At 70.7% G+C, this 11,670-nt stretch carries 13 protein-coding genes and 1 pseudogene; 3 read left to right on the forward strand and 11 right to left on the reverse strand.

Annotated elements, in window-relative coordinates; translation table 11 throughout:
- Window positions 1-79: 79 nt before the first annotated feature.
- The 5 genes from E1211_RS01310 to E1211_RS01330 all read right to left on the reverse strand — a co-directional run bounded on the left by E1211_RS01310 (window position 80) and on the right by E1211_RS01330 (window position 5,273).
- Window positions 80-1,288: an ABC transporter ATP-binding protein gene (locus E1211_RS01310; RefSeq protein ID WP_132344466.1), complete on the reverse strand. Its 1,209-nt coding sequence runs from the start codon at window positions 1,286-1,288 to the stop codon at window positions 80-82.
- Between the two features lie 9 nt (window positions 1,289-1,297).
- Complete coding sequence (locus E1211_RS01315; RefSeq protein ID WP_132344468.1) at window positions 1,298-2,134, reverse strand: carbohydrate ABC transporter permease; 837 nt, start codon at window positions 2,132-2,134, stop codon at window positions 1,298-1,300.
- A gap of 1 nt (window position 2,135) precedes the next feature.
- Window positions 2,136-3,098, reverse strand: coding sequence for a carbohydrate ABC transporter permease (locus tag E1211_RS01320; RefSeq protein WP_132344470.1), 963 nt, complete (start codon window positions 3,096-3,098; stop codon window positions 2,136-2,138).
- Between the two features lie 147 nt (window positions 3,099-3,245).
- Window positions 3,246-4,532, reverse strand: a complete 1,287-nt coding sequence (locus tag E1211_RS01325) for an ABC transporter substrate-binding protein (RefSeq protein WP_132344472.1) — start codon at window positions 4,530-4,532, stop codon at window positions 3,246-3,248.
- A 336-nt stretch (window positions 4,533-4,868) separates the two neighbouring features.
- A complete protein-coding gene (locus E1211_RS01330) occupies window positions 4,869-5,273 on the reverse strand; it encodes a RidA family protein (protein ID WP_132344474.1) in 405 nt (134 codons plus the stop codon).
- Window positions 5,274-5,381: 108 nt separating this feature from the next.
- Between E1211_RS01330 and E1211_RS01335 the strand changes: the two genes are divergently transcribed.
- The 3 genes from E1211_RS01335 (at window position 5,382) to E1211_RS01345 (ending at window position 7,027) form a co-directional block, all read left to right on the forward strand.
- A complete protein-coding gene (locus E1211_RS01335) occupies window positions 5,382-6,086 on the forward strand; it encodes a VOC family protein (protein WP_132344477.1) in 705 nt (234 codons plus the stop codon).
- Between the two features lie 186 nt (window positions 6,087-6,272).
- Window positions 6,273-6,704: a hypothetical protein gene (locus E1211_RS01340; protein WP_132344479.1), complete on the forward strand. Its 432-nt coding sequence runs from the start codon at window positions 6,273-6,275 to the stop codon at window positions 6,702-6,704.
- Window positions 6,705-6,751: 47 nt separating this feature from the next.
- A complete protein-coding gene (locus E1211_RS01345; RefSeq protein WP_120674016.1) occupies window positions 6,752-7,027 on the forward strand; it encodes a hypothetical protein in 276 nt (91 codons plus the stop codon).
- 50 nt (window positions 7,028-7,077) lie between these two features.
- On the opposite strand, the pseudogene E1211_RS33825 reads toward E1211_RS01345, so the two are convergent.
- From E1211_RS33825 to E1211_RS33780, 6 genes and pseudogenes are all read right to left on the reverse strand, one after another.
- A pseudogene (locus E1211_RS33825) lies at window positions 7,078-7,398 on the reverse strand (low temperature requirement protein A); the annotation flags it as partial.
- Complete coding sequence (locus E1211_RS33160; RefSeq protein ID WP_243709272.1) at window positions 7,349-7,609, reverse strand: hypothetical protein; 261 nt, start codon at window positions 7,607-7,609, stop codon at window positions 7,349-7,351. The pseudogene E1211_RS33825 and the gene E1211_RS33160, both read right to left, overlap by 50 nt.
- Window positions 7,610-7,803: 194 nt before the next feature.
- A complete protein-coding gene (locus tag E1211_RS01355; RefSeq protein ID WP_120683442.1) occupies window positions 7,804-8,121 on the reverse strand; it encodes a DUF6176 family protein in 318 nt (105 codons plus the stop codon).
- 588 nt (window positions 8,122-8,709) lie between these two features.
- Entirely contained in the window at window positions 8,710-9,420 is a 711-nt protein-coding gene (locus tag E1211_RS01360; RefSeq protein WP_132344481.1) for an HAD family hydrolase, read from the reverse strand.
- Between the two features lie 134 nt (window positions 9,421-9,554).
- A complete protein-coding gene (locus E1211_RS01365) occupies window positions 9,555-10,115 on the reverse strand; it encodes a TetR/AcrR family transcriptional regulator (protein ID WP_243709273.1) in 561 nt (186 codons plus the stop codon).
- Between the two features lie 97 nt (window positions 10,116-10,212).
- Window positions 10,213-11,577, reverse strand: a complete 1,365-nt coding sequence (locus E1211_RS33780; protein WP_132344485.1) for an NAD(P)/FAD-dependent oxidoreductase — start codon at window positions 11,575-11,577, stop codon at window positions 10,213-10,215.
- Window positions 11,578-11,670 lie beyond the last annotated feature (93 nt).

Below are 11,670 nucleotides of genomic sequence, written 5' to 3' on the forward strand. Positions count from 1 at the left end.
CCCAGCCCGCTGCCGGGCCGAGAGGACCGGCGGGCCGGCGAGGTGGACTCCCCCGCCGGCCCGTGTCACGCGACCACGCTCAGCCGGCCAGCGCGCCGGCGGCACGACCCTCGTGCAGGGTCAGGTTCCGGCCGTTCGCCGGATCGAAGAGGTGGATCTTCTCCAGGTTGAACCAGACCCGCCGGGTCTCCCCCTCGGTCACCGACGACTCCGCCGACAGCCGGGTGACCAGGTTGGCCCCGCCACCGGTGAGGTCGGCCGCGCCCGCGTCGGCGGCCAGCTCCTCCAGCTCGGCGGCGCTCGCCCGCTCCCCCTCCACCGTGAGGTAGACGTACTTGTCCGAGCCCATCGACTCGACGATCTCCACCGGCGCCTCGAACTCCAGGCCCCGTCGCCCGGTCTCCGCGTCGACCAGCTCGGCGTCCTCGAAATGCTCCGGCCGGACCCCGAGAATCAGCTCCCGGGGCGCATCGGCCGCCTCCAACTCGCGGCGCAACCGGTCACCGATCGGTACGTCCCCGAGCGCGGTACGCAGCGCGCCCTCCTCGACGGCGGCGTGCAGGAAATTCATCGACGGCGAGCCGATGAAGCCCGCCACGAAGAGGTTGCGCGGATGGTCGTACAGCTCCTGCGGCGGTCCGACCTGCTGCACCTGACCGCCCCGCATGATCACCACCCGGTCGCCGAGGGTCATCGCCTCGGTCTGGTCGTGGGTGACGTAGACGGTGGTGGTGCCGAGCTGTTTCTGCAGCCGGGACACCACCGTCCGCATCTGCACCCGCAGCTTCGCGTCCAGGTTGGAGAGCGGCTCGTCCATCAGGAAGGCCTTCGGCTGGCGTACGATCGCCCGGCCCATCGCCACCCGCTGCCGCTGACCGCCGGAGAGGTTGGCCGGCCTGCGGTCCAGCAGCGCGGTCAGCTCCAGGACCTTCGCCGCCTCCTCGACCTTGGAGTTGATGGTCTCCCGGTCCAACTTCTGCAGGCGCAGCGGGAAGGCCATGTTCTCCCGGACCGTCATGTTCGGGTAGAGCGCGTAGGACTGGAAGACCATGGCGATGTCGCGGTCCCGGGGCGCCTTGTCGTTGACCCGCTCACCACCGATGCGCAGCTCGCCGGAGCTGATGTCCTCCAACCCGGCGATCATGTTCAGGGTGGTCGACTTGCCGCAGCCGGACGGGCCGACCAGGATCACGAACTCGCCGTCGGCGATCTCCAGGTCGACGTCCCGCACCGCGTCGGTCCCGTCCGGGAACCGCTTGCTCACCTTGTCGAGCACGATGTCAGCCACGACTACCACCTATCCCTTTACTGCGCCGGAGGTCAGGCCGGAGACGATGCGGCGCTGGAAGAAGAGCACGAAGAGGATGATCGGAACCGTGATCACCACGGCGGCGGCGCAGATCGCGCCGGTGGGATCCTCGAACTGGGACGCGCCGGTGAAGAACGACAACGCCACCGGCACCGTACGGGCCCGCTCCGTCGAGGTGAGCGTGATGGCGAAGAGGAAGTCGTTCCAGCAGAAGATGAAGACCAGGATCGCCGTGGTGAACAGGCCCGGCGCGGCCAGCGGGGCGATGACCCGCCGGAACGCCTGCCCCTGGGTGGCGCCGTCCATCTTCGCCGCCTTCTCCAGGTCCCACGGGATCTGCTTGAAGAACGCCGACAACGTGTAGATCGCCAGCGGCAACGCGAAGGTGATGTACGGCAGGATCAGCCCCGGCCAGGTGTCGAAGAGCCCGATCTGCCGCTCGATCTCGAACAGCGGGGAGACCAGCGACACCTGCGGGAACATCGCGATCAGCAGGGAGACCCCGACCAGCAGCTTCTTGCCGGGGAAGTCCAGCCGGGCGATCGCGTACGCGGCCATCGCGCCGAGCACCACCGCGATCAGCGTGGCGATCAACGCGATACCTATCGAGTTGACCAGGGCGCGTACGAACTGGTCGGTGGCGAAGATCGTCCGGTAGTTCTCCAGCGTCCACTCACGGGGGAGGAACTTCCCGTCCGTCAGGGTGGCCGGGGTCTTGAACGACAGCGACGCGATCCACAGCACGGGGACCAGCGCGAAGACGACCACGATGACGTCCAGCAGGCCCCACCGCAGCTTCGCCCGGGTGGTGGTTTCGACAGCCATCTCAACGCCTCTCGTCGTCCGAGCTGCCGGGGGCAGCGGTGCCGAAGAGCTTCACGAAGACGAACGCGATGATCGCCACGGCGATGAAGATCAGCACCGACATGGTCGAGCCGATGCCGAGGTTCAAGCCCCGGATCAGGTTGTTGTAGGCGAGCATCGACACCGACGAGGTCTCGTTGCCGCCGGCGGTGAGCACGAAGATGTTGTCGAAGACCCGGAACGCGTCCAGCGTGCGGAAGAGGAGCGCGACCAGGATCGCCGGCTTCATCACCGGCAGCATCACCTTCGTGAACCGCTGCCAGGCGGTCGCCCCGTCGGTGGAGGCCGCCTTGAGCAGGTCCTCGGGCACCAGCGCCAGACCGGCCATCAGCAGCAGCGCCATGAACGGGGTGGTCTTCCAGATCTCGGCGAGCATGATGATCGCCAGCGAGCTGGCCCGCTCGGTCAGCGGCGCACCGTCGCTGAACAGATTGGCCAGGTAGCCGGTGCCGGGCGTCCACGCATACCGCCAGGAGAAGGCCGCGACCACCGTCACGATGCCGTACGGGATCAGCGCGGCGGTCCGCACGACGCCCCGGCCGACCAGCGTCCGGTGCATGATCAGCGCCAGCCCCATGCCGAGCACCAACTCGACCGCGACGGTGACCACGGTGATCAGGGCGGTCACCCCGAACGCCGTCCACCAGAACTCGTTGGTCAGCACCGTGACGTAGTTCTCCAGCCCCACGAACCGACGCTCGTCGGGGAAGCGCAGGTCGAAGCGCTGCAGGGAGAGCCAGACCGAGTAGATGATCGGGTACGCCGTCACGGCGAGCATCACCAGCGCGGCGGGCGCGCAGAGCAGCCAGCCGAGCCGGCGCTCGGACTTCTTGTTCTCACTCAACGGCGCCCGGCCCCGCCCCGACCGCTGGGCCGGAACAGCCGCGTGCCGACCGGTGCTCCGGGTGGCGGTCTGCTCGCTCATGCCGTCGCCTCCCTTCGGTCGACGACACCACGAGACTCCACCGCGCTGAACCGCCTGATTCGCTCGCTGTGCTCGCTCATGCCGTCGCCTCCCTTCGGTCGACGACACCACGAGACTGCACCGCACTGAACCGCCTGATCCGCTCGCTCATGGCAGCACCCCCTTCGACTCGAGCGCGTCGGCGATGGCCTCGCGCAGTTCGTCCGCGGTCTGCTGGGGCCGGATCTGTGACGGCGGCGAGAGCACCGCCGACATCACCGTCGAGATGCTCTGGTAGGCCGGGGTCAGCGGGCGCACCGCCGGCTCCTTCAGCTCCTCGACGATGGTGTCCCGCATCGGGTACGCCTCGGCCATCTCCGGGTCGGCGTAGACCTTCTCGATGGTCGGCGGAACCCCGTCGTTGATCGCGGAGAACTTCTGGTTCTGCTCGTCACGCAGGCACTTGGCCGCCGCGAAGGAGAGTTCGGGGTGCTTCGAGTACGCGCTGACCGCCAGGTTGACCCCGCCGATGGTGACCTTGCTCGGGGTGTTCTCGTCGATGCCGGGCACCCGCGCCCAGGCGACCTGCTTGGCGAGGTCCGGGTTGGCCTCCTGCATCGCCGGGTAGACGAACGGCCAGTTCACCTGGAACGCGCCCGCGCCGGACTGGAACTCCAGCCGCACCGGGTCCTCGGTGGCGTTGCTGAACGACGGCGAGGTCACGCCCGACGTGGCCAGCTTCCGCAACTGCTCCAGCGCCCGTACCGTGCCCTCGTCCATCACCGCCTTGCCGCCGTCGTCGCTGAGGATCCGCCCGCCGGCGCTCTCCGCGAGGGTGTTGTAGAGGACGACCAGACCCTCGTACTGGGCGCCCATGGTGAGGATCTGGTACGGCTTGCCCTGCCGCTTCAGCTCCTGCGCCGCGGAGATCATCTGGTCCCAGCTCTTCGGCGGCTCGGGCACCAGGTCCTTGCGGTACCAGAGCAGCTGCACGTTGGTGTTCTTCGGCGCTCCGTAGAGCCGGCCCTGGTAGCGGGCGGTCTCCAGCGGACCGGCGAGCGTGCCCTGCTCCACCTCGGCCTTGTCCTGGCCGGTCCACTCCAGGATCCAGTCGGCGCTGGCGAACTCCTGAGTCCAGGTCACGTCCAGCCCCAGCACGTCCATGCCGCTGTCCTCGGCGGCGAGCCGGCGGACCAGCTGCACCCGCTGGTCGTCGGCCTGCCGCGGCAGCACCCGGTAGACAATCTTGTATCGGCCGCCGGCTGCGGTGTTGCAGGTGTCGACCACCTTCTGGAGGTTCTGCTCCGGCGGGTAGTACAGGTTGATCGTGGGTGTGCCGCCGTCCCCACCGGAACCGCAGGCCGCCAACGGCGCCGCCAGCGCCACCGCGGCGGCCGCCGCCACCGCACGCACCCGTGGTCGGCGTCGACGTACGGCCTCGTCGGGCTCGTTCATCTCCCCTCCCCCCTCTGCTCGGCCACGTGCCGGGGAAGGCCACCGTGCCCCGGCACGGCGAGACGGCCGGTGCTCCGACCAGCGGATGATCGACCCCGGACGTTTCGTGGCCCCAACACTGCCCGACCTGCGAAGTCGCGAAACATCACGATCACGCACACCCCGCGTGGCGATGACCACTCACGGTGATGCTCAGGCCCCGGCAACATCAGGGAAGTTGTCGCCTCCGGCACGCCCGAGACGACAACTTCGGGGAAGGTGCGCGGACGCTGACCGGATACGGCGGGCAGGTGCGGCCGCCCGACGGCGGAGGATCGGCCTCGACCGGGCAGCGATTCAGTCCTCGGCGACGGCAGCGACCGCTTCGATCTCGATCAAGAGGTCGGGCCGGAAGAGTCCGGCGACCTGAACGAGGGTGCTGGTCGGCGGTCGGTCGACATCGACGAACTCGTCGCGCACGGCCCTGACCGTGGGCAGCGCCGACGTGTCGACGACGTAGAAGGTCAGCTTGAACACGTCGGCCCAGGTCGCGCCCGCCGCGGCCAGGGCGGCCCCGACGTTCTGCATGGCCTGGCGGGTCTGGGCAGCCCAGTCCCCGGCGGGCGCCGGCTCGCCGTTCCCCGCGATCGGGACCTGACCGGACGTCCACACCAACCGGCTGCCCGCGGCGACACGAGCCACCTGGCTGTATCCGTTGGTGGGCGGCAGCGTCCGGGGCGTGGTCAACTCGATGTGCGTCACACCAGGAGCCTACGAAGCGGGCATCGAACCCCGCGCCCCCGACCCAGCCACGGCAGGCTGCCCCAATTAGTTTGCGGGGACGTCACATCCCTGCCGGATGATGGCACCGTGATCGCGCACTTCAAGGACCTCTGCCTCGACGCGGCCGACGCCCACCGGCTCGGCGCCTTCTGGGCCGGCCTCCTCGACGGGAAGCTGGTGGACCTCGGCGACGGCGACACCCGCGTCGACCCACGGGCCGCCCGGTCCGACGCCGAGTCGATCTGGATGAACACGGTGCCCGAACCGCGTACCGGCAAGACCCGCGTCCACCTCGACCTGCGGATGGCCGAGGCCGAACCGACGGCGCTGCTGGCGGCCGGGGCGACGCTGCTCCGCGAGCCGGACGCCGAGCTCGGCTGGTGGGTGCTGGCCGACCCGGACGGCAACGTCTTCTGCGCCTTCCCACCCGAGGAGGGCTCGCCACCCGGGCCGCTGGCGCTGGTCGTCGACGCGGCCGACCCGGTCGCGCAGACCACCTGGTGGGCCCGGATCGTGGGCGGCACTGTCGAGACCAGCGACGAGGGGTACGCGCGCCTGGTCGGCGCCGCCGGCCTCCCCTGGGACTACTGGATCTTCATGCCGGTGCCGGAGCGCAAGACGGTCAAGAACCGGATGCACTGGGACGTCGGGCTGGCCGACCCGGAGCCGACCGCCCTGATCGAGGCGGGCGCGACGCTGGTCCGAGCACGGGACGACAAGATCGACTGGTGGATCATGACCGACCCGGAAGGAAACGAGTTCTGCGCGTTCGCGCCGCGTCCCACCCAGTGAACGACGACGCTACCCAGGCTCGGCCCGGTGCATTAGCTTTCTCCTAGCTCCACTGCCAGCGCGTACGCCGCCGACGTCGATACGCCTCCGGCCGACCCCACCCCGCCCGATCGGTTGGTTCTCCCGGGAACACCCACCGCCGGTCCACCGGTTGGGCAGGATCGTCCGCAACGAGGAGGTGCCGTCGTGCAGGACACCCGCGCTCTCGCCCTGACGTTCGAGGTGAGCGGCCTGCCACCGGTCAAGACCGAGGCGCTGTCCATCTTCGCCGCCGGGCACCGGCAGGCGACGAGGGTCCGCGCCCTCCTCGAGGCGGCCCTGGCCGCGGCCCAGCACACCGGCTGGACCCCGCTCACCGGGCCGATCGAGGTGGACCTCGTGCTGCGCTGCCCGCCCGGGCACCGCACCTCCGACGCGAGCACCCTGCTCGGCGGCGTGTGCGCGGTGCTCCAGGACAAGAAGAGGGTGACCAACATCGGCCTCGCCCACCTCGGCGTCCTCGTGGACGTCGCGCTCTACACCGACGACCGGCAGATCCGCCGGCTGTCGTACGTCGAGCAGCCGGCAGAAGAGTTCTCGTACCAGGTGCGGGTGGCCGCCGTACCGAACGTGGTTTGACCGACGTCTGCGGTGGGGTACCGCGGACGCCGACGAAGGGAGCGCCGATGTCGGAGCCACATGTCACGCTCGACCCGCGCGGGCTGGACCCGGTGCAGCGGAAGCTGCGCGGCCCGCTGGAGGATCAGCTGACCTCGGCGCTCCAGGCAGCCACCGAACGGATCCGCGCCGGCTACGCCGGCGAGCCGGTCGAACAGGTCTGCCAACGGCTGCTCGACGAGACGCGGGCCGGCCTGCACCCGGACATCGCGGCCGGCTTCAACCCGGACATGGACGAGTTCTGCCGGGTCGCCGTGGCGATCGTCCGGGGCACCGCCGTCTGACCACCGCAGGCACCGCCGACTCCACCGGAGCTGGCGAGGATGAGCCAGGTCGCAGGGGTGGTGCCGAGGGGTTCGTGGATGATGAGCTCCGCGCCGGCCGAGGTGCCGATCACCCCGGTCACCAGAACGGCGTAGACGTACGTCGCGAGGCGCACCGCGCCCCGCGGACGGTGGTGTGCCGACCGGTCGACGAACTTGTCGGTCTGCAGCACGTAGATCTGCCAGAGCAGCAGCGCCGTGGCGATCGCCGTGAGGAGGGCGACGACCCGGGCGGGCGTGGATACCGCGCTGCCGAACTGCAGCGTCGCCATCAGTGCCAGTTCACCGAGGACCAGGATGGCGGTCTGCTGGTACCGCTCGGGGAAGTGGATGCTCGGCGAAGTGCGTGTACGCCGGCACCTCCTGCCACAGCGCCTCGCTGTTCCCGCCCGGGTTGGTGGCGGCGATGCCGTACATGGTGGGGCCGATGGAGTAGACCCCGGTCGGCGTGGTCGGCACGCCCTCGGTGTGGTTGTCGCTGAACCCCTTCGCCCCGATCCTGGCAGGTATCGGGGCGAAGGCGTGCCACCAGCGACCCCGCACCTTCGCGTACGCCTCCAGGGTCGCGTAGGTGTCGGCGTAGCCGCTGGAGCCGACGATGACGACCTGCGTGGTCTGTGGCGGCAGGGTCTTGAGCTGTGACGCCCGGTTGGCAAGTCCGACCGTCCCGCGCTTGTCCTTCGCGGACTCGCCGGTGGCGGTCGACGCGGTGGTCCCGCGCGGCGCAGCGGCGGCGGTCAGAGACGCACGTCGAGCAGGAGGGGCGCCTCCACCTCGCCGTCGAGCACCTCGGCGAGAACGGCCTTGTGTTCGGCGTCGATCGGGAAGGGCGAATCCCGGAAGGCCTTCGCGGCCGCCTCGTAGTCGGCACACTCCACGACGTAGACGAAGACCGGTCCGTCTGCTGTCGAGAGGAGGAGACCCTGTTCGTGGGTGACGCCTTCGTTCACGAAGGTCTCCCGGATCTCGTCGGCCCGGCGCATGCCCTCGGCGAGCCAGGCCTTGAGCCGGTCGACCTTCTCCGGCCGCACCCGCGACACCTTGATCTTGATCATCGACATTCCCTCCACGCGTGCGGGCGGTGGCGGGACCACCAGGCTGAGCATGGTGACGAGCGAGCCGGCCCCGACCTGGCCAGGCTAGGTCACCACCAGCCTTCGGCTCACGGAGTGTGATGCAGGGCATCCCACCACGGTGTCCAATAAGTGGGATGCTCCGGGGTGCGGCGGGCCCTACCGGACGGCCGTGTCGCTCTCGCCGCCACCTTCGCTGTGCGGGTCAGGGTCGGGTCCGCAACTCCCCGACCCTGACCCAACCGTCCGGTGTGGGTAGCGGGCATCGTCGTGGCGAAGGCGTGCGCGTGGCACGTCGCCCACGCCGGCTCACCATGACGAGCCGACCCGCGTGCACTCAGCTCCCTGTGCCCCACACCGAACTTCGTGCGCTCACGGCTCACCCCGAAGGGCCGCGAACGTCGGACCAGGTTAGGCACGGCCCGACGGGCCGGACAAGGCACGCTGCGGCGATCGCCGGGGTGATTACTGTCAACATCGAAAAGCGGCATGTCGACGTAACACGGCCGCCGCCGCGGGCGCTGTTCCGGTTCGAGGCGGGCTTTCCCGCCGACGCCGGGCCCGCGCTGCTCAGAAGTGCCGGAGCAGGTCGGGGAAGGCGGCCAGGCGCAGGACGTCGTGGTCGGTCGGGTCCAGCTCCTCGTCCTCCAGCACCCAGGTGTTCTCGTTCGGGATGAAGACCGCCTTCATGCCGGCGGCGCGGGCGGGGAGGATGTCGGAGCGCGGCGAGTTGCCGATCATCCACGCGTTGGCCGGGTCGAAGCCGTGCTCACCGGCGAGCCACCGGTACGTGTCGACGTCCTTCTCCCGCACGATGTGCGCGGCCCGGAAGTGGTGCAGCAGCCCGGAGCCGTCCAGCTTTCGCTGCTGCTCCTCCCGGTCGCCCTTGGTCAGCAGCAGCAGGTCGTGCCGACCGGCCAGCTCGTCCAGGGCGTCGGCCACCCCGGGCATCAGCTCGATCCGGCGTTCCACCAGCGCCACGGTCAACCGCTCGATCTCCCGCTGCTCGCCGTCGGTGGCCGGCCGCTCGCGCAGCCGCGCCAGGCACTCCCCCAGGCTGCGCAGGAAGACCTTGCTGCCATAGCCGTGCGCCACCGTGTTGGCCCGCTCGATGTCGTCGAGGATGGCCCGGATCTGCGTCCGGTCGAGGGTGGGGTGGTCGAGCCAGGCGAGGAAGTCGTCGATCACCCGCTCGAAGACGACGTTGTTCTCCCAGAGCGTGTCGTCGGCGTCGAAGACCAGCACCTGCGCCCGACGGCGACCGTTCCCGTCCCACGTCATGAGTCTTCCCTCCCGTCCGGGCCGGCTCTCGACCCGAAGCCCCGACCGCGCCGGTCACCCGGCGGGTCGGCCCGTCCCGGGCGGGGACTCTAGTTCACCGGCCCGCGCCGGCCCAGCGAGTAACGCGCGTCCGCTCAGGGCCGGGGGAACAACCGTTGCGCGATCAGCGTCTCCCGCTCCTCCTGTGTGCCCGGTCGCAGCCGGCCGCCCCGGGTCAGCATCACCAGGCCGTGCAGGACGCTCCAACCGACCTCGGCGAGGGTGTCCTGGTCGCGGCCCGCGGTCAGCGGGGCGAGCGCCGCCCGCAGCTCGGCGAAGGCCGCACGCGGGGCGGCCGGAACCGCGGCGGCGCCGAGCGTCAGGTCGGGGGTGTGGGCGAGCATGGCGTCGTAGACCTCGGGATTGGCGTACGCGAAGTCGAGGTAGACGCTCACCACGGCAGCCCAGGCCCGGCAGGGATCGGCGACGGCCTGACGCGCCTCGGTGAGCCGGGTGGTGAGGTCGGCGAAGCCGCGCAGGGCGACCGCGGCGATGATCGAGTCTGGGTCGGGAAAGCGCCGGTAGAGGCTCCCCACGTCGACGCCGGCCCGCTCCGCGACGCGGCGAGGGGTTACCGCAGCCCACCCCTCGATCTCCGCGAGCCGCGAAGCAGTCTCGACAATCAGCGCATCCCCGCCGTCGTCTGGTCCGGACACCCCGCCGAGCGTAGTGACCACCACGGAGCGCATCGGAGATGTGACGGATAGTCGACGAAGGGGTGGGTCGGCGAGCGCGCCGACCCACCCCGGTCGGCTAGATCCCCAGCGCGTTGAAGAGGTAGAGCCAGATCTCGCTGCGCGTCGGAAACGCCGGGACGGCGTGCCGGAGCCGGCGGAGCGGAACCTCGCCGACGATCGCGATAGTGGCCGCGTGGAGGAACTCGGCCACCGCGGTGCCGGTGATGGTGACGCCGACCAGCACGTCACGCTCCTCGTCGATCAGGAACCGGCTGGTGCCGCCGGCACCACCGGAGAACGCGCCGCCCGCGTTCCCCTCGGTCGGCACGTCGACGACACGTACCCGCAGCCCCGCCGCCTCGGCGCTCGCCGTGGTGTGCCCCACCGCCGCGACCTGCGGCTCGGTGAAGATCACGCGGGGCGAGCCGAGGCCGTCGGCCAGGTGGGTGGCGACCATGTCCCGGCCGAGGATGTCGTCGGCCGCGATCGCCGCCTGGTACTTCGCCATGTGCGTGAACAGGGCGCGCCCGTTCAGGTCGCCCACCACGTACAGCCAGTTCAGGCCCGGGACCCGCATCCGCTCGTCGACGGTGACGTAGCCGGGCGACTCCACCCCGACGCTCGTCAGGCCGAGGTCGTCCGCCTGCGGCTCGCGCCCCACCGCGACCAGCACCTCGTCGGCGGTCACCGTGCTGCCGTCGTCCAACGTCACGGTCACCCGCGTGTCCTCGGTACGGCGGACGGCCGTCGCCCGCCGCCCGGTGCGCACGTCCACGCCCTGCTCGGCGAGGGACCTACCGACCTCGGCGCCGACGAAGTCCTCCTCCCGGGGCAGCAGCCCACGCCCACCCACCACGAGCGTGACGCGGGCACCGAGCGAGGTGTACGCCTGGCTCAGCTCCGCGCCGACCACCCCGCCGCCGATCACGATCAGCGACTCCGGGACCTCGCCGGAGGTCGTCGCCTCCCGGTTGGTCCACGGCTTCGCCTCGGCGAGCCCGTCGATCGGCGGAAGTGCGGGTCGGGTACCTCCGGCGAGCACGACCGCGAGACGCGCCTCCACGATCTCGTCGCCGACCGCGACCTGCTTCTCCCCGGCCAGCCGGCCCCAACCGCGGATCAGCTGGACGCCCCGGTCGGTCAACCAGGGCAACTGCCCGCTGTCGTCCAGGTCGCCGATGAGCTCGTCCCGGCGGCGCAGCACCGCCGGCACGTCCAGCGAGCCCACCGCGGCGGCGGCTCCCGGCACCCGGCTCGCCTCGGCGAGCAGCGCGCCCGGACGGATCAGCGCCTTCGACGGTATGCAGGCGTAGTAGGAGCACTCGCCGCCGACCTTGTCCGCCTCCACGATCGCCACGTCCAGGCCGGCCTCGGCCAACCGGCCGGCCGCCACCTCACCGCCGGGGCCGGCGCCGACCACCACCACGTCAAAACTGAGCATGCTCGGATCCTCGTCCACCTGGCCGGCCCGTCGCCCCCGGGGGTCCGCCTGGTCCACGGGACCAGTGCCCCGGGCGGCGACGAATTGGCGGCG

It is taken from the genome of Micromonospora sp. 15K316 (genome assembly GCF_004348525.1).
Lineage (GTDB): Bacteria > Actinomycetota > Actinomycetes > Mycobacteriales > Micromonosporaceae > Micromonospora.